Here is an 18,913-nt window from a genome sequence, read left to right as displayed (position 1 = left end):
GATAGATATCGCCAAAGACCGCTGCGCTCCTTCGCTTGTTCGCATCGGACAAGGTACTGCGCTTGGGGAAATCATTAAGGCCCAAATGGTTGATCTTGCCCTCGCAGGCCAGCATGATACTGGATACCTCCCGAAGCGAGCTGCAACCACTGAGAACCGTGAAGATCATAGTGACAAGGTGCTCATAGGTAGTAAACTTTTTTGTGTACCTGTCGCTGTTATGCTTTTTAGCTGTCCGGTAAATATCATTGGGTTCGATGAAATTTAAAACCTGTTTGATTATGGGGTGTCCGCTAAAGTTTCTACTTTTATTCATATCTTGAATGTGTGGTAACTTCAAGATATAAAATAAGCGGGATATCCATTTCTGGAAATCCCGCTTTTAAAATGTTTTATCGGACACTAATGATAAATTATAATGATCCTATTCAAATAATTTCCTTTTATTTATGTTTACACATTAAAACAAATAAGTTGTAATCAAAGCTTATGAAATTTACTATAGACCATAAAAGCCCTGTGCCACTTCATGCTCAGGTTGAAGAGTTGTTGAGAGAATTAATTGAGCAGGATGAATATCAGAAAGGCAAAGTTTTACCTAGCGAAGTTGAGATTAGTAACAGATTGGCTATTTCACGATCTACAGTGAGACAGGCTATCAAAAAGCTTGTTTTTGAAGGGCTATTGATAAGAAAGAAAAAGGCAGGAACAAAAGTAGCTCCAAAGCCCGTTAGCTCAAAGTCAAATAATTGGTTGAGTTTTTCACAGGAGATGAAACTTAGAGGAATACCTATCAAAAATTTTGAATTGCATTTGAGTTGGGTAAAACCTCTAGATGATGTAGCTCGTTTTTTTGAAATTTCTAATGATAAAAATGTTCTGAAAATGGAACGGGTGCGAGGTAAGCCTGATGAGCCTTTCGTTTATTTTGTGTCTTATTTTCATCCACGTATCGGCTTGACTGGTGAGGAAGATTTTAAATTGCCTTTATATGAAATGCTAGAACAGGAGCATTCAATCATAGCGTCTCTTTCTAAAGAAGAAATTAGCGCAACAGCATCAGATGAATTTATTTCAAAAAAGTTAGAAATAAAAAAGGGAACTCCAGTTTTATTCAGAAAACGCTTTGTATTTGATCAAGGAGAAAGATCTATTGAGTATAATTTGGGGTATTATAAATCAGATAGTTTTATTTATTCGGTAGAGAGTAGCAGATAATCTTAATGATATCACATTTTTCTTAAGATTGATGTTGGAAATGTTTGTAAAAAATAACATTTTCATTTATTAATTATTATGTTTGTACATAAGAACAATAAATAAATTTCTTTTATGCAGGAATTGGAAAAAAATTATCACCTAGAACCCTCAGTTCTAAAAAGAAAAACAGAACAGTTTTTAATCCCCGAGGTAAGAGAAACTCAGAATAAGTACTCAAATTTTGATTTGTATCCTTCTCATGATTTGGGCACAGAAAAAATATTTAGAGGGTTTGATAGTCTTGCAAATTACATAGCAACTAAAAAAACTGTTTGTTTAGATGGTTTTTCAGGTGTTAATTGGAGCCAGATACTAGAGCAGGTTGCCACTCATTTAAACACTAAAGGTTTAAAATTTAATCTCATTGATATTTCAGAAAGTTTAAAGCCAGAAAACGAAATTCAAGCAATGATTCAACCCTTTCTTGGGGAGGAAGAATCAGTTTGGGGAACTAAATGTGATCTTGAAATCAAAGACTTTTTTGATGAGCAAAAATTGAACTTATTAAAAACTGATGAGGAAGCTGATGTAAATGTTGTTTTTGGATGTGGTGCTTCTTTAGTGAATTTTGAACATACACTTTTCTATTTTGATTTGCCTAAGAATGAGCTTCAATACCGTATGCGCGCAGGGGAGGCTTATAATTTAGGAGTTTTTGGTAAAAGGGAAAATTTTAAAATGTACAAACAGTACTACTTTGTGGATTGGGTAGTATTGAATGCAGAAAAACGCAGATTATCAAAATATATAGATATACTAATTGATTCTCAAAACCAACTTGAGCCAAGCTGGGCATTTATGAAAGATGTCAGAGCTGCTCTTAAACAAATGAGTACTACATCTTTTAGAGTAAGACCCTGGTTTGAGCCAGGAGCCTGGGGAGGAGAATGGATTAAGGAACATATTGAAGGTTTAAATAAAGATGTCATTAATTATGCATGGGCTTTTTCTTTGATAGTCCCGGAAAATGGATTAATCCTTGAGAGTGATAATCACCTTCTGGAATTTTCTTTTGATTTTCTAATGCATCAGGAGGCAGAAAATATTCTCGGAAAACATCATAAAAAATTTGGTAATGAGTTTCCTATTCGCTTTAATTTTTTAGACACCTATAAAGGGGGAAATCTCTCTGTACAGTGCCATCCTAGTTTAAAATATATTCAAGAAAAATTTGGTGAAAATATAACGCAGGACGAGTGTTACTACATTTTAGATTGCGATGAAAATGCAAGTGTATATTTAGGTTTTCAGGAAGATATTGATGCTGAAAAGTTCAGATCTGAACTTGTGAAAAGTCAAGAAGAGAACGTTGAACTTACTATTACAGATTATGTACAACAGCACCCCTCTAAGAAGCACGACTTGTATTTAATACCTAACGGAACAGTGCATAGTGCAGGAGCTGGTAATATGGTTCTTGAGATTAGTGCTACGCCTTATATTTTTACATTTAAGATGTATGATTGGTTAAGGTTAGATCTTGATGGTAACCCAAGACCTATTAATATTGATCACGCTTTCAATAATTTAAGGTTTGATTTTAAGGGAGATAAAGTAGAAAAAGAACTTTTTTCTCATACACAGCAGATTGAAAAAGGTAAAGATTTTGAAATTATTTATTATCCCACACATCAAGAACACTTTTACGATGTGAGAAGATTTGATTTTGAAACAACAATGAATATTGAAACCTTAGGGTCATGTCATGTTATGATGTTGGTTGAGGGAGAGCAAATTGAACTGGAAACAGAAACTGGTAAAAGCCAAAAGCTAAGCTATGCAGAAACTTTTGTAGTACCGGCTGCAGCCAAAACATTTAAGCTTAAAAATTTAGGAAGTGGCAGAGCTAAAGTTATTAATGCATACTTAAAATAGAAAAATATCAAATGTGGTTCTAATTCTGTTGGAGCTATAACGATTGAAAAGTGTAACAAATTTACCAAAGTATAATTCACATGTTAAGTTTAGGGGTAGATATAGGGGGGAGTCATATTGCTTGCTGTGTTTTTGATCACACCAGTAAAGAATTACTGAAAGAGACTTTTTCATATAAAAAAGTAAATCCTCATGGTACAAAAGATGAGATTTTAAAAACGTGGTTACTCGCACTAAATGAATCGATAGCGCATTTAAATAGAAATATAGCTGGTGTTGGTTTAGCGATGCCCGGACCTTTTGATTATTACAGGGGTATTAGCAAAATAAAGGAAGTAGCTAAATTACAAGCATTATATAACGTGAGCTTACGATTAGAAATAGCTCAAGGTCTTAATATGCTTCCTTCGCAGATACGTTTTATAAATGATGCTTCAGCATTCTCTATTGCAGAAGCTTCTTTAGGTAAAGCTTCTGCATATAAAAGAATTGTTGCTATTACATTAGGTACCGGACTGGGAGCAAGTTTTGCTGTAAATGGAATGCCAGTTTTAAAAGATAAAAGAGTTCCGGATAGTGGTTATCTCTATAATCAATATTATAAGAATATTCTTGCAGATGAATTGTTCTCAACACGCGGTATAATTGAAGTTTACAGGGAAGTTACCGGAGAACAAATCACAAATGTTAAAGAATTGTATGATGAAGTAGCTATAGACAATCAGGCTAAACTTGTTTTTGAAAATTTTGGTAATCGATTAGGAGATTTTATAAAGCCTTATCTGGAAGAGTTTGGAGCAGAAGCTCTTGTATTGGGAGGAAACATATCTAAAGCTTTTGATGTTTTTGGAGAATCGTTAAAAACTCAGCTTCCTAATCTTGATGAATTATATGTTTCTGAATTTGGAGAAGAAGCTGCTATAATAGGAGGCGCGCTTTTGTTAGACGAGATGTTTTATAAAAAAATTGAAGATACTTTAAAGTTGATGTGATGAATGACAAAAAAGTAAATTTTAGAGTTATGCTTCCTGTTCTGTTGTGCTATATAGTAATGGGTTTTGTTGATATTGTAGGGGTTTCTACGGGGTTTGCAAAGCGAGATTTTGACCTTTCACCGGAGATGGCACAGTTATTACCTTCAATGGTGTTTATATGGTTTTTTATTCTTTCTATTCCTATTGGTGTGGTGCAGCACAATATTGGTAAAAGAAAGGTCTTACTGTTTGGAATACTATTTACATCGCTCGGCATGTTTTTACCTTTTCTACAATATTCTTACCCTGTATTGTTAGTTTGTTTTGTGTTTTTAGGCATAGGGAATACCATAATACAGGTCTCTTCAAATCCACTGTTGCAAGATGTGGTGCTCAAGGAAAAGTTTTCGAGCTACATGAGTTTATCTCAATTTATAAAAGCTATAAGTTCACTTTTTGGGCCTGTAATTGTTACCTTTTTTGTGGCTCAATATGATGATTGGAAGCTTGTTTTTTTAGTATACGGCTTTACCTCAGTGTTTGTGGGTTTATGGCTTATGCTTACATCTGTTGAAGAATCATCGTCAGCATTTAAAGCTACTTTTGGATCTACGTTAAGCCTGTTAAAAGAACCTTTTATAGCAGCAATGGTTTTAGCTATTTTTCTAATAGTAGGGCTTGATGTAGGTATAAATACAAATATTCAGAATTTACTAACCCAGAGATTTGATATTAGTCTGGAGGAAGCTTCATTAGGTATCAGTTTGTATTTTACAGCATTGATGATCACTCGATTTTTAGGAGCAATCCTTTTTTCTAAAATCGATAACCTTAAATTTTTATACTGGTCCTCTGCTTTAACTGCAGTATTGCTCATAGGACTAATTTTAGCACCCTCCAGTACAACAGCATATATACTTCTCTTCTTGTTAGGTATCACTTCAGGTAATCTATTTCCATTAATTTTTTCGCTTACGGTAAATAGAATACCGCAACGGGCTAATGAGATATCAGGTTTAATGATTATGGCAGTAGTGGGAGGAGCAGTAATACCGCCTCTTATGGGCTTAGTAAATAAATTCTTTAGTGTTCAACTTAGTTTTGTAGTACTTGTTATAGCCGCTGGTTATGTGTTTGCTACTTACTTCATAATAAAAAAAAATATTAATAATGTATAAGTTAGTCATAGTTGCTGTTGCCATTTTATTGGTTTCTTGTGAAACTTCAAACAAGGAAAAACAAGGGGTTGTTGATAAGGAATCCCCTTTAAACTGGGTAGATCCTAATATAGGAACAGCTCATAGTCGCTGGTTTTTTTATACTCCAGCTTCCATGCCATTTGGTATGGCAAAATTAGGACCTTCAACAAACGGAAGTTTGGGTAATGAACAAGGTTGGGAAGCTACAGGCTATGACTCCAGAGATAATACTATTGAGGGGTTTGCTAATCTTCACGAATTTCAGATAGGTGCTTTTATGTTCACCGGTACTACAGGAAATTTACAAACCGTTCCCGGCGAAATAGATAAACCAGAAACAGGATATCGCTCGCGATTTGACAGAGAAGAAGAAGTTGCTCGTCCAGGATATTATAAAGTTAACCTTAAAGATTATGAGGTTACTGCAGAATTAACGGCAACTAAACGTGTAGGCTTTCATAAATATACCTATCCAAAAAGTGATAGTTCGTATGTAATACTTGATATAGGTAATGAATTGGGAGAGAGTGGAGATGTTAAGGATGCTGCTGTTGAATATGATGCAGAAAACCAGACATTTAATGGCTGGGTTACAACTTACCCTAAATATGTACAGAAGTATCAGGAAGGTGCTGAGGTAAAAATGTTTGTATCTGGAGAGGTGAATAAAAAACCTGTTGAAGCCGGTACTTTTTTACACGAGAAGCAATTTAAAAATGAGCTTAAGAATAAGGGAGAGGGTGTAGGGCTTTATCTGCGCTTTGAAACCGAAGAAAATGAAGAGGTTGAAATTAAAGCCGGATTCTCTTTTACTTCAATAGAAAATGCACAAGAAAACCTGAAAGCTGAAGCAAAGGATATGACATTTGAGGATGCATTATCACAGGCTACATCAACTTGGGAGAATGAACTGTCAAAAATTAAGATTACTGATTCTTCTTCAACTAATAAAACCAAGTTTTATACGGGTCTTTTTCATGCATTATTAGGAAGAGGACTTGCAAGTGATGTAAACGGGCAGTTTCCTGAAAATGACGGAAGCATTGGTCAGATTCCTCTTGATGAGAATGGAAATCCAGAGTTCAACTTTTACAATACTGATGCAATTTGGGGAGCTTTTTGGAATCTAACACAATTGTGGACGTTGGTCTGGCCGGAATATTACAATGATTTGGTTCAAACCCATTTGGCAGTGTATAAAAACTCAGGCTGGTTAGGAGACGGTTTGGCAAACTCCCGTTTTGTTTCTGGAGTAGGAACAAACTTTGTTAGTCTAATCATTGCTTCAGCATATCAGGCAGGAATTAGAGATTATGATGTAGAGCTTGCTTTTAAAGCTGTTTATGAGAATGAGGTACGTTATAAAGATCGTATTGAAGGTGCTGGTAAAACCGATTTAAAGGGTTTTGTTGAGGATGGTTACATAACGTATGTTGAGGGGAGGGGTACTTCTCCTGAGGGTTCAGCTTTTTCTGTTTCCCATACGCTAGAATACTGCTATAGCTCTTATGCAGTAGCCCAATTTGCGAAGGCATTAGGTAAAGAAAAGGAGTATGAAGAATTGATGAAGCTTTCTGAAAACTGGAAAAATTTATATGATGAAGAGACTGATTTTATAAGACCTAAAGATGCTAATGGAAACTTTTTATCAAATTTTGATCCTTTTGCTCCATGGATAGGTTATCAGGAAGGGAATGCCTGGCAATATACTTTTTACGTACCCCATCAGCCTGAAGAGCTCGTAGAGAAAATGGGAGAAGAGAAATTTGTTAAAAGACTTGATTCCATATTTACGGTTTCAGAAAAGACAAAATTTGGAGGAGAGAATATAGATGCATTTGCCGGACTGAATTATTTATACAATCAGGGTAATCAGCCCAATTTGCATATCGCATACCTGTTTAATTATACAGACTCACCTTGGCTAACCCAAAAATGGATTCGAAAAATTTGTGATGGATTTTATGGTGTTGAACCTATACACGGGTATGGTTATGGGCAAGATGAAGACCAGGGGCAATTAGGCGCTTGGTATAATATGGCAGCAATAGGTCTGTTTGATGTTAAGGGGCTTGTTGAGATCAATCCTTCCTTTCAGCTAACCAGTCCGATATTTGATAAAATTGAAATTACTACAGGATGGGGAAGCACAGTTAATATTGAAGCTAAAAATAATCTAGAAGATAATTATTATATACAATCGGTTATGGTTGATGGGGAAGCCTATCATACAAATAGTATAAGTCTAGAAAAGCTGAAAGAAGGAACTGATATTGAGTATAGCTTGGGTTCAGAAGCTAATAAAGAATGGTTTAAATAAAACTATTAAAATTCCATAGTTATGTCCAGCATCATCCAGCTTTACAAACGATTAATTCTTAAAATTCATGATATGAGTTCTAGAATTGATTATGGGTAATAACCTCGATCTAAAAGAGAAAATTAATTTTTAACAATTCTAAGTAATCAAAAATATAACAAGATTATTGCGTAAGTAAAACGTTTTATTATATTTGTTGTAATGTTAGAACATTATAGTTTAAAACTACTTTATTATTAACATTTTATAAAAAACAACAGATATCGTTTTATCATATTTGCTACAACGATGTAATAAGATTTAATTAACAAATAATAATTCATGAAAAAACAACTATTCTACCAGATCTTTGGGCAAAAGAGAGTTGCTCGGCAGCTTTTGACCAAGAGCTTTAACTGGATTTTTCTTGTATTTCTATTTCTGAATACTGTTGCTCAAGCTCAGGAAATAACGGTTTCAGGGATGGTGAGTGATTCGAACGGTTTGCCTTTACCGGGTGTAACCGTAATTGAAAAAGGGGTCAATAACGGAGTCCAGACAGATTTTGATGGAAATTACTCGCTTACCGTAGCAAGTGCAGAGAGTGTGCTCGTCTTTTCATATGTAGGAATGAAAACGATTGAGGAAGTAGTGGGGGCTAGAAACTCAATCGATGTATCTCTAACAGACGATGTAGCTGCTTTAGATGAAGTGGTGGTAGTGGGTTATGGTACTCAAGTGCGTTCAAAAGTTGCAGGAGCTGTAGATCAGGTTAGTGCTCAGGATTTTGAAGGACGTTCTTCAGCTAATGTCACACAATCTTTACAGGGTAAATCTCCAGGGCTTGTTATACAGCAACGTAATTCTGAACCAGGAGCAGGACTCAATATTAACATTAGGGGTATTAGTACACTAGGAAATAATAGTCCGCTTATCGTAATTGATGGTATAGTGGGTGGAGATCTTAATTCACTGAATCCATCTGATATTGAAAGTGTATCAGTTTTAAAAGATGCCGGTAGTGCAGCAATATATGGTTCGCGTGCAAATAACGGGGTGGTTTTAATTACAACTAAAAAAGGTAAAAAAGGGCGTGCTATGACTATACAATATAATGGTCTTAGCGGAATTAACAATCCACATTTCTTTACAAAACCGGTAGAAGGTTATGAAAATGCAATCTTAAGAAATGAAGCTGCTTTTAATTCTGATGGCGTAAGCAGTGCTGTTTTTTCTCCGGAACGTATCAGACAGCTTCGTGAAGATGGTTCTGAAGAATGGTTTGCAGAAGAGATCGTGCAGGAAGCTTTACAACAGAATCATAGTTTAGCAATCTCTGGTGGAAATGAGAATACAACCTATAGAGTTTCTCTGGGCTATACTGATGAAAAAAACATTTTTGTTGGTCCTTCAAAAGGGTTGAAACGTTACAATTACAGAGTAAATCTGACCAGCGAGTTTGAGAAGTTTAGAATAGAAACCACATTATCTTATGCTAAACAGAAAATCAAAGATCATTCTTTTAATACCAGTACGTTAATGGTGGATGCATTTAGAACGCCATTATATTACACACAAAAAGATGAAGAGGGCAATTATTTAACCAATGATGTTTTAGGACAGTTCAATCCTTTAGGTGTTTTAGAGCAAGGAGGATTTAGACATTATGATAACGATGATTTGTTTGGATCACTGTCCTTACAATATGCGATCACAGATAAATTTAAAATACGAGGGGTTTTTGGAGGAAGACTTTACAACAATTCTCTATACGCAAGAACTACTCGAGTAGATTTTATTCCTGGAGGAGTATATGGTGAAAACAGAAATACGCGTGATGAAATGCGTAAGAGTTTAGATTTAAGCACACAGTTTTTAGCAGAATACAATAATACGTTTGCAGACAAACATGATGTAAATGTTTTATTAGGTGTGTCTAATGAAAATCACAGCGATCGCGGGATTGGTATTTTTAGAATTAATACAGATCCTGATTTAGGAACTCCTACTAGCGAAACAACCATAGAAGAAGGTTCGTATAATTCTAACCAGAGTTCTTCAAAGAACAGTTTAAATTCAGCTTTTGGTAGAGCTTCTTACACATTTGATGACCGATATACAGCAGAGTTTAGTTTTAGATATGATGGGTCTTCAAAATTCAGAAAAGACCTAAGATGGGGTTTCTTTCCTTCTGCATCACTTATTTATAATGTGACTAATGAAGATTTCATGCAAGATTATAAAGATAAGTGGGGAGGGGTTCGATTCAGAGGTTCTTACGGTGTTTTAGGAAATCAGAATGTAGGAAATTTTCAATATCAGACGACTTATTTCACCTTCCAGAATGCTTACGCATATAATAACGCTGCAGTAAGCGGTACCGGTTTTAATTTTGCCAATCCTGATTTACAATGGGAACGCGCAGCAACATTAAACCTGGGTGTAGATCTTGACTTCTTTAATAAATCCTTGTTTGTCACTTTTGATTGGTTTAATAAAATCACATCAGATATACTTGTTGCTCCGGCAGTTCCGGGTGTATACGGTACAGGTCTTCCTGATTTCAACGCAGGGAAAGTAAGAAGCTATGGGTGGGAATTATCTGCTACCTATCGCCATACCGGAAAGCTGTTTAGTCATACCCTTACAGCAAATATTGGAGATACTCAAAATGAAGTGCTCGAGTTTCAAGGAAATGAAATTCTTACCGGAGTAGAGGAGTTACAAGTTATACTGAGAGAAGGTGTCCCTTTTAGATCTTATGTAGGGCTCAAGCGTGAAGGTATTTTTCAAAGTTTTAATGAGATTGAGAACAGTGCTGTACCGGTAGGCTTATCTCCGGTTCCGGGCGATAATAAATATGTTGACCTTAATGAAGATGGTGTTATTGATGATGATGATAAGTTCATTTTTGGTAATCCATTTCCGCGATACACTTTTGGATTGACTTATAATGTTGAGGTTAAAGGATTCGATCTGAGCGTCTTTGTTCAGGGAGTAGGTAAGCGTACAATGATGGTTCGTGGAGAACAGGTAGAACCTTTTCATTTTAATTATGGAGCGACTATGTACACACACCAACTTGATTATTGGACGCCTCAAAACACAGACGCTTATTATCCTAGGTTAGCTAATAATGGTACACAGTCTAATACCAACAATTTTAGAAGAGGATCAGATATGTACCTCTATGACGGAGCTTATGCACGTTTAAAGAACTTACAGTTGGGATACACTATCCCAAAAACAAGTACAGAGGCAATGGGTTTAAATAAAGTGCGGTTTTACGTTTCAGGTAGCAATTTGCTTACTCTGGCAAAAACAGACTGGTTAGATCCTGAACTTTCTGAGTTTGATTCGAACTTGAATAACGGAGGGGCTAATAGCGCAAGAGCATACCCAACGTTGATTTACTATGGATTAGGACTGGATATTACTTTTTAAAAAAGCAATGAAAATGAAGACAAATAACTACAGAATAATTTTTGGTCTTTGCTTGGCTTTAGTTTTTACAAATTGTGAAAAGCTAGACCTTGTACCAGAAAATACATTTACAGATGAGACCTACTGGACATCAACCCAGAAGGCACAGACATTTTTGAATACAGCGTATTCTCAGATGATGAGTAGCAGTCACTTTTTTTATAATGAAGGCTTATCAGATAATGCCTATAACGGAAGAGGTGATAACGCAGGAGCTGCATCAATAGCTTCGGGTACCTATGATTCTTCTTTAGGAAGAATGCAGTCTGAATGGGACCAGCGCTACGGAGGAATAAAGACCACCAATCTTATTTTGGCAAATATTGATCGGGTACCTGATATGGATGAAGCTATTAAAGCCAGAATGATTGCTGAAGCTCGGTTTTTAAGAGCCTGGCAGCATTTTTACTTGATGACTTGGTTTGGCGATATTCCTTTATTGGAAAGTGATCCCTCTATTGAGGAGGCGCAAACTATAACCAGAACACCTAGAGCTGAAGTTCTTCAATTTGTTATTGCAGAGCTTACAGATATTTTAGATGACCTTCCGGTAAAATCTGATTATACCGAAGGAGAGAGGGGTAAAATTAGTCGCGGGGCTGTGGCTGGCTTTTTAGCAAGAATTCATTTGTACGAAGGTAACTGGTCTCAGGCTGCATCGTATTGTGAAATGATTATGAATGGAAGCGTTGGTGATTATGGATTATTCAATTCGTATTCGGGATTATTTTCAGCTCAAAATCAATTCAGTTCAGAAGATATTTTAAGTCTACAATACGCACCAATAAATAGAACCTGGGGTGAACTTTTTGATATGATACCTATTTCAGTTGGGGGTCGGGTAAATGCTCTTGCTCCAACTCAGGAGCTGGTAGATAGTTATAAAATGATTAACGGTCAGGATATTCAAGAAACCGGTTCTGGTTTTGATGAAAATAATCCTTATGAAAATCGCGATCCGCGATTAACAGCAACAGTAGTCTATGACAATTATGAATGGCAGGATCTTGATGGTACTTCTACAATTTATATAGAACCAGGTTCAGACCCCAGTGATGATAATACAGATGAGTATGCTCCAGGAGGATCAACGACTTCTACTGGATATTATGTGCGTAAATATTTTGATCCAAACTACGAGGCGGGTATCGCTATCAGCACAAATTTAATGCTCATACGTTATGCAGATGTGTTGCTTATGTATGCTGAAGCAAAACTTGAAATGGGAGAATTTTCTGAAACGATTTGGGATGATACGATAGGTTTATTAAGGTCGCGTGCAGGCTTTACAGACCCAGCTGCATTAACCTATCCATCAGGGTTAAGTGAGCAACAGATGCGTACAGAGATCAGAAATGAAAGACGCGTAGAATTGGCAATGGAAGGTTTACGCATTTTTGATATCCGCAGATGGAAAACAGCAGAAGATGTTTTAAACGGTTATGCTCATGGTGCGCAGTTTGGACCAGATGATATAGATGATGGATATCTTCGGGTTAATTTAAGAACTTTTGATCCCTCAAGACATTATTTGTGGCCAATTCCAAGAGATGAGCGCCTTATAAACCCTAATCTAACACAGAACCCGGGTTGGTAATTAAAAAGGAAATACAGAAAAATAAAACAATATACATATGAAAAGTGCAATCGGTAAAATTTTAGTAGTATTTGCCCTGTTTTTGGGGCTTGTGAGCTGTGAAGACGATGATTCTTTAAACATAGCAGAAGTATCAGAGGTAGAGGCATTATACAGTCCAGAAAATAATGTTTTTTATAACCTGGGCGCGCAAAGCGCTGCAATTTTTGAATGGCAGGCATCAAAATCAGCAGATAATGGTGTGGTGCTGTATGATGTAGTATTTGATGAAGAGGGAGGGGATTTTTCAGAACCTTTATTTGTTACTCCTTCAGACGGACAAGGGTTTTCAAATAAATTAAACCTTTCATTTACCCGCTTAAATGAAATTGCTACTATGGCAGGTATTGCTTCTGAAAGTACTGGTAAATTACAATGGACGGTATGGAGCTCAAAAGGATTAAATGTGAAACAATCTTCAGAAATACGTACCATAGAAGTAGAAAGACCTGCCGGTTTTCCTACTCCAGATGAATTATTCTTAACAGGAGCTGCTTCGGAAGGAGGAGAGGACCTTGCTGCAGCAATGCCTTTTGTGAAAACTGGGGCTACTACTTATGAGATCTATACAAAGCTAAAACCCGGAACTTATAAAATGGTTACCCGCAATTCTGGGGAACCTGAATCATTTTATATAGATAGTGAAAGTAAATTAAAAAAGGATGGTGAAACTACTTTTAGTGGCACTGAAGCAGTATACAGAATTCGTCTTGATTTTAGTGACGGTACAACTAGCATGGCAACTATTGATAAAGTAGAACTTTGGTTTCCTCCAAACGGAGACTACCTGTTTTCATTGGATTATGCGGGTAATGGAACGTGGGAGGCTTTAGATAAATATATAGAGTTTAAAGAGGAGACTTGGGGTAGAGATGAACGTTATAAATTTAAGTTTACTGTAACAACAGAAAGTGGTACTCTGGAAGAATGGTATGGTAGCGTAAATGTAGATAACTCTCAAGCACCTACACTAGATACCGCTGATTCTTTTTATTATATGGTTCCACAATCACCGGGCGAAGACTATAATTATACCTTCAAATTTCGACAAGAAGTAGATATGGCTAATGTAGACCTAAAAATCTATTTCAATGCAGATGTACCTGAATATACACACGAAATTACTGTGCTTTAAAAAAAAATAATTATGAGATTTCAATTTAATATAACTTTTGTGCTTCTTCTTACATTGTTAGGAGGAGCACTCATATCCTGTAGTGATGACGATCCCATACCTTTGAGGGACCCCTCACTAACTGCGGGTGAGGAGGTGCCGATAGACTGGGCTGCAACGGCAGATTCTATTCAGGATGCTTCTTATAATATTTACTTAGGAAGTGAAGGGACTTACGTTACCGATAACCAGGGTAATACTACCTTTCAATATTGGCCTAATGCTCACGTACTGCATGTGTTAGTAGATGCTTATGTAAGGACACAAGATGGATCATACTTGCCAAAAATGAAGTCTTTATTACGAGGCATTAAGTCCAAAAATGGAGACACATACAGTAATGTATTTAATGACGATATGCTGTGGTTGGGTAACAGTACGATGCGTGCATACAACGCTACTGGTGATGAAGAATATTTAGATGTTGCAAAATTTCTATGGGATGATGTTCTGTTAAGTTATAGCGAAGTTCTTGGGGGAGGAATAGCATGGAAAAAGGATACGCCATTTTCTAAAAATGCAGTTTCAAACGGACCAACAATCATTCTTGGAATGCGTTTATACGATGCCACAGGAGATGAGACGTATCTCAATTGGGCAAAAGATCTTTATGAGTGGGAAAAGGCTAATCTCGTAGATCCAACAAATGGGGAAGTTTGGGATAACATACAGCTTATAGATGGTAATCCGGTAATACAAAAAGACTGGGTTTTTACTTACAATATGGGAACATGGATTGGAGCCGGACTCAGATTGTATAATGAAACCGGAGAGCAAGGTTACCTTAATGATGCTTTACAATCCGCAAGAACTACATTAACGAGTCCAAAACTTACTACCCAAGGAGTTTTAAGGGATGAAGGCCAGGGAGATGGAGGTCTTTTTAAAGGAATACTGGTTCGCTATTTTACAGAAATGATTCTGGAAGATGACATTAGTGAAGATGACTACAATGACTTCTTAGATTTCTTGATTTTTAATGGTGAAACTTTTTATAATAATGGATTGAGTCATCCCGGAATGTTATCTAGTCCAGATTGGAGAAATGCTCCACCAGACCGTGTTGATCTTAAAACACAACTGAGCGGGATTATGCTGGTAGAAGCCATGGCAAAGCTAGAGGCTGAGGGATTACTAACAGAATAGAAAATATTTGGTAATAAAATGTTGAGGTCATATTTTTTAAATATGACCTCAAAAAATCAATTATATAATCGTTTTAAAAATGTGTTTAAGTAAAATAGAATTCATAAAACTTGCCTCACTAAAACGTTTTACTTATTTTCACCAGTACGATTATATATCATTTTCGCTGCACCAGAATAAAAACAATTAAAATTTATCGCAGCTAAATTTACTACTATGCAAAGAAGAAAGTTTATTCAGAATACAGCGATGGCAGGAGGATTAACCATGGTTAATCCTACAGGTATTTTTGCCAATACAGCTTTTAAAAAATTCCCAACAGTACGTGTGCCTCAAGGGCAACGCAATTTTGAAAGTAAAGCCATTGAAAAAGCAATTAAAGAATTTTCAAAGAATGTTGATAATGATGAGCTGACCTGGTTGTTTAACAACTGTTTTCCTAACACGCTAGACACTACAGTGACTTATTCAAAACATAACGGAGCACCAGACACCTATGTGATTACCGGTGATATTGATGCCATGTGGCTGCGCGACAGCTCGGCTCAAGTTTGGCCTTATATGCAATTTGCAGATGAAGATAAAGATCTAAAACACCTCATTGCAGGTGTGATTAATCGCCAGACACGTCAAATATTAAAAGACCCGTATGCCAATGCTTTTTATAACGATCCTAATAAAAAAGGAGAGTGGACGTCTGATAATACTAAAATGCTCCCAGGAGTTCACGAACGTAAATATGAGATAGATTCTTTATGTTATCCTATACGACTGGCCTACAATTACTGGAAAACTACGGGAGATACCGCTCCTTTTGACACACAATGGCTTGCAGCTATCAAGAATATTTTAAAAACTTTTAAAGAGCAGCAAGAAAAAGACGGCACTAACCCCTATAGTTTTACTCGTAATACTACAAACGGCACAGATACACGCTTTTTAAAAGGACAAGGATACCCTGTGAAACCAGTAGGTCTTATTTGCAGCGCTTTTAGGCCAAGTGATGATTCTACAGTTTATTCTTTTTTAATTCCGTCTAACTTTTTTGCTGTAGTAAGTTTGAATCAGGCTGCAGAGATGATCGAAGAATTGAAAGATGACAAAAATCTAGTAAGTGAACTTAAAGCTTTAGCTACCGAAGTTGAGCAGGCGATTGCAAAATATGGAATCACAGAACACGAGAAATACGGTAAAATCTATGCTTTTGAAACAGACGGTTTTGGTAATCACCTGATGATGGATGATGCTAATGTACCGAGTCTACTTTCGCTTCCGTATCTTGATGCGGTTGATTTAAATGATCCTATTTATCAAAACACACGAGATTTTGTTTGGTCTTTAGATAATCCATTTTTCTTTAAAGGAACTGCGGCAGAAGGTATTGGCGGACCTCACGTGGGGATAGATATGATTTGGCCTATGGCAATCACGATGCGCGGTCTCACAAGCACTTCGGATGCTGAGATTAAAGAATGTATTAAGATGCTTAAAAATACACACGGAGGCACTGGTTTTATGCATGAGACTTTTCACAAAGATGATCCAAAAGACTTTACACGTTCTTGGTTTGCTTGGGCGAATACACTTTTTGGTGAGTTTTTATGGAAAACCTATCAAGAGAGACCAGAATTACTGGGCTAAGACACACTTTAAATCTTTGATGTTATGAAAAAAACATACAGTGCTTTCCGTTTGGCACGAATTATAAGTTGTTTTACATTGTTGATGTTAAGTGGAAAGTCGCTTGTTTTGGCACAACAATATGCTACAGAATTTGTTGAAAATCCTGTTGATTTTGTAAATCCATTTTTAGGAACAGCACCTTTAACAGATCCTGATTTTATAGGTTATACACCACCTGAAGGCTGGCGTGTTTGGGCTGGCTTAACATACCCTGGGGCAACGCTTCCTAACTCAATGGTACAATTGAGTCCTATTACAGAATACGGAAGTGGAGCAGGCTATGAGTATGAAGATTCAGAAATAATAGGGTTTACACACACTAATAAAGGTCACTGGAATTTATGTCATATTCCTGTATTACCTATTGCTGCGGAAGTAACAAAGCCTTTTAAGTCTAGTTTTGATAAAACTACAGAAAAAGCTTCCCCAGGTTATTACAGCGTGTATTTAAAAGATTATTCGGTTAAGGTTGAAGTGACAGCTACACTACGTGCTGGTTTTCATAAGTACACCTTTAAAGATAATGCAACACATACAATTCTATTTGATTTAGGTCGTGCCAATCACAATGTTGATGAATGGGAACTAAAACAAACAAGCCGCAATACGCTAGAAGGTTTTCAGCGTACGGGAGGTGACAAGGTTTATTTTTCGGTAGTGTTTAATGAGGATATCAGTGAGTTAATAACCGTAAATCCTAATGAATCTAAAGGCTATGCAACGCTATCATTACGTTCTCAAAATAAGCCGGTAACATTAAAAATTGGTTTGTCATTTGTTAGCACAGCAAACGCTAAAGAAAATCTTCAGCAAGAGATAGGTGACAAGAATTTTGATGAAATAAAGAGTTTGGGTGAAAAAATATGGCACACTGTTTTATCAAAAATTCAGATTTCTGGCGGAAGCCAAAAAGAAAAGCAGCTTTTTTATTCTTCGTTGTACCGCAGCATGCAATGGCCCGCGTTACGGAGTGATATAAATGGTGATTTTACTGATGCAGCCGGAACGGTTCAGAATAAAGGATTTGGATATTATACCAACCCGTCACTATGGGATACCTATCGGAATAAATTAGTTTTATTGAGTCTATTATCGCCCGAAGTTACAGGAGATATCATTCAGTCCTTGATTGATAAAGGCGAACATAGCGGTTTTATGCCTACTTTTTTTCACGGGGATCATGCAGCTCCTTTTGTCGCTCAGGCATATGAAAAAGGTATTACCAATTTTGATGTAAAAAAGGCCTACGAGTTGTTGTTGAATAATGCGTACAAAGAGGGCGGAACACGACCACACATAAAAGAATACATCGAAAAGGGTTTTATCTCAGACCCCGATGTTAAAAACCCGAATACTGAAACCAAAGCTAAAGCCGGAGTTTCAAAAACACTGGAGTATGCGCTTGATGATTATAGTTTAGCAGTTTTAGCGAAAGCCTTAAATGATAATAAAAATGCTGCTGTCTTGCTAAAGCGTTCCGAGAATTATAAGAATGTTTTTGACCCTAAAACTCATTTTATGCGTGGCAAGCTGGCAGACGGATCGTTTATAAATCCGTTTGATTCAGAATATCCTTATTACGAGTATATGTATCGCGAGGCTAATGCGTGGCAGCTTTCGTTTTACGTACCGCACGATATGCCAGGGCTTGTTAATTTATACGAAAGCAAAGATGCTTTTGAGGCAAAGCTTGATTCTCTTTTTACAATTCCGTGGAATCCTATGCATATCGCCAGAAATGTAAGCGGATTCTTAGGACAATATTGCCACGGAAACCAGCCTGATCACGAGGCACCTTTTGCATATTATTTCATTGATAAACCTGAAAAGTCACAACAGATTATTGATACGCTTCTTGAAGATTATTATGGTATTGGTGATGAAGAATTAGCCCTAAGTGGTATGGACGATGCTGGTGAAATGAGCGCATGGTATATTTTTGCAGCATCGGGCTTATATCCGCTGTCACCTGCAGATAATGAATATCTTATTTCACTTCCCATTTTTGATCGTGTAAAGTTTAATCTGGGAAGAAATTCTTTAGAACTATCAAAAGAGGGGACTTCAAGAAAATTAAAGCAAATTGAATTTAACGGGTTGCCGGTAGATGGTTATTTCTTAAGTCAGGAACAACTCATACAAGGTGGGACATTAACCTTGAAAACGAAATAAGTCTAACATATT

12 protein-coding genes are annotated in these 18,913 nt (G+C 36.5%); 11 read left to right on the top strand and 1 reads right to left on the bottom strand.

Annotation, left to right across the window (positions count from 1 at the left end; all coding sequences use genetic code 11):
- Window positions 1-316 (bottom strand): DUF4372 domain-containing protein (locus BUB91_RS19695; protein WP_139250548.1); only part of this gene is annotated, 316 nt, incomplete at its 3' end.
- A gap of 173 nt (window positions 317-489) precedes the next feature.
- Here BUB91_RS19695 and BUB91_RS19690 point away from each other — a divergent pair.
- The 11 genes from BUB91_RS19690 to BUB91_RS19640 all read left to right on the top strand — a co-directional run bounded on the left by BUB91_RS19690 (window position 490) and on the right by BUB91_RS19640 (window position 18,901).
- The gene (locus BUB91_RS19690) at window positions 490-1,218 is read left to right on the top strand and encodes a GntR family transcriptional regulator (RefSeq protein ID WP_073101008.1); all 729 of its coding nucleotides are present in this window, start codon (window positions 490-492) and stop codon (window positions 1,216-1,218) included.
- 114 nt (window positions 1,219-1,332) lie between these two features.
- Window positions 1,333-3,135 carry a class I mannose-6-phosphate isomerase gene (locus tag BUB91_RS19685; RefSeq protein ID WP_073101006.1) on the top strand — a complete coding sequence of 601 codons (1,803 nt, stop codon included), beginning with the start codon at window positions 1,333-1,335 and terminating at the stop codon, window positions 3,133-3,135.
- Window positions 3,136-3,215: 80 nt separating this feature from the next.
- Window positions 3,216-4,127: an ROK family protein gene (locus BUB91_RS19680; RefSeq protein ID WP_083558066.1), complete on the top strand. Its 912-nt coding sequence runs from the start codon at window positions 3,216-3,218 to the stop codon at window positions 4,125-4,127.
- Entirely contained in the window at window positions 4,127-5,287 is a 1,161-nt protein-coding gene (locus BUB91_RS19675; protein ID WP_073101002.1) for an MFS transporter, read from the top strand. The genes BUB91_RS19680 and BUB91_RS19675 overlap by 1 nt, the downstream gene beginning before the upstream one ends.
- On the top strand, window positions 5,280-7,628 hold the full coding sequence (locus tag BUB91_RS19670) for a GH92 family glycosyl hydrolase (RefSeq protein WP_073101000.1): 2,349 nt from the start codon (window positions 5,280-5,282) through the stop codon (window positions 7,626-7,628). Before BUB91_RS19675 ends, BUB91_RS19670 begins: the two co-directional genes overlap by 8 nt.
- A gap of 321 nt (window positions 7,629-7,949) precedes the next feature.
- Window positions 7,950-11,051 (top strand): SusC/RagA family TonB-linked outer membrane protein, encoded by a 3,102-nt coding sequence (locus tag BUB91_RS19665; RefSeq protein ID WP_073100998.1) that lies wholly within the window; start codon window positions 7,950-7,952, stop codon window positions 11,049-11,051.
- Between the two features lie 13 nt (window positions 11,052-11,064).
- Entirely contained in the window at window positions 11,065-12,687 is a 1,623-nt protein-coding gene (locus tag BUB91_RS19660) for a RagB/SusD family nutrient uptake outer membrane protein (protein WP_206635283.1), read from the top strand.
- A 37-nt stretch (window positions 12,688-12,724) separates the two neighbouring features.
- Window positions 12,725-13,861 (top strand): SusE domain-containing protein, encoded by a 1,137-nt coding sequence (locus tag BUB91_RS19655; RefSeq protein WP_073100993.1) that lies wholly within the window; start codon window positions 12,725-12,727, stop codon window positions 13,859-13,861.
- Window positions 13,862-13,873: 12 nt separating this feature from the next.
- Window positions 13,874-15,046: a glycoside hydrolase family 76 protein gene (locus tag BUB91_RS19650; protein ID WP_073100991.1), complete on the top strand. Its 1,173-nt coding sequence runs from the start codon at window positions 13,874-13,876 to the stop codon at window positions 15,044-15,046.
- Between the two features lie 216 nt (window positions 15,047-15,262).
- On the top strand, window positions 15,263-16,687 hold the full coding sequence (locus BUB91_RS19645) for a glycoside hydrolase family 125 protein (protein WP_073100989.1): 1,425 nt from the start codon (window positions 15,263-15,265) through the stop codon (window positions 16,685-16,687).
- A gap of 24 nt (window positions 16,688-16,711) precedes the next feature.
- Window positions 16,712-18,901: a GH92 family glycosyl hydrolase gene (locus BUB91_RS19640; protein ID WP_073100987.1), complete on the top strand. Its 2,190-nt coding sequence runs from the start codon at window positions 16,712-16,714 to the stop codon at window positions 18,899-18,901.
- The last annotated feature ends 12 nt before the right edge of the window (window positions 18,902-18,913 follow it).

It is taken from the genome of Leeuwenhoekiella marinoflava DSM 3653 (assembly GCF_900129005.1).
GTDB classification, from domain to species: Bacteria; Bacteroidota; Bacteroidia; order Flavobacteriales; family Flavobacteriaceae; genus Leeuwenhoekiella; species Leeuwenhoekiella marinoflava.
Note: the sequence above shows the minus strand (reverse complement) of the source record. Positions and strands in the feature narration are given on the sequence as shown.

What these genes read in the sequence shown, in the direction of transcription:
- BUB91_RS19690 (WP_073101008.1), top strand. Translation starts at nt 490, where the DNA reads ATGAAATTTACTATAGACCATAAAAGCCCTGTGCCACTTCATGCTCAG.
- BUB91_RS19660 (WP_206635283.1), top strand. Translation starts at nt 11,065, where the DNA reads ATGAAGACAAATAACTACAGAATAATTTTTGGTCTTTGCTTGGCTTTA.
- BUB91_RS19670 (WP_073101000.1), top strand. Translation starts at nt 5,280, where the DNA reads ATGTATAAGTTAGTCATAGTTGCTGTTGCCATTTTATTGGTTTCTTGT.
- BUB91_RS19675 (WP_073101002.1), top strand. Translation starts at nt 4,127, where the DNA reads ATGAATGACAAAAAAGTAAATTTTAGAGTTATGCTTCCTGTTCTGTTG.
- BUB91_RS19645 (WP_073100989.1), top strand. Translation starts at nt 15,263, where the DNA reads ATGCAAAGAAGAAAGTTTATTCAGAATACAGCGATGGCAGGAGGATTA.
- BUB91_RS19680 (WP_083558066.1), top strand. Translation starts at nt 3,216, where the DNA reads ATGTTAAGTTTAGGGGTAGATATAGGGGGGAGTCATATTGCTTGCTGT.
- BUB91_RS19650 (WP_073100991.1), top strand. Translation starts at nt 13,874, where the DNA reads ATGAGATTTCAATTTAATATAACTTTTGTGCTTCTTCTTACATTGTTA.
- BUB91_RS19665 (WP_073100998.1), top strand. Translation starts at nt 7,950, where the DNA reads ATGAAAAAACAACTATTCTACCAGATCTTTGGGCAAAAGAGAGTTGCT.
- BUB91_RS19640 (WP_073100987.1), top strand. Translation starts at nt 16,712, where the DNA reads ATGAAAAAAACATACAGTGCTTTCCGTTTGGCACGAATTATAAGTTGT.
- BUB91_RS19685 (WP_073101006.1), top strand. Translation starts at nt 1,333, where the DNA reads ATGCAGGAATTGGAAAAAAATTATCACCTAGAACCCTCAGTTCTAAAA.
- BUB91_RS19655 (WP_073100993.1), top strand. Translation starts at nt 12,725, where the DNA reads ATGAAAAGTGCAATCGGTAAAATTTTAGTAGTATTTGCCCTGTTTTTG.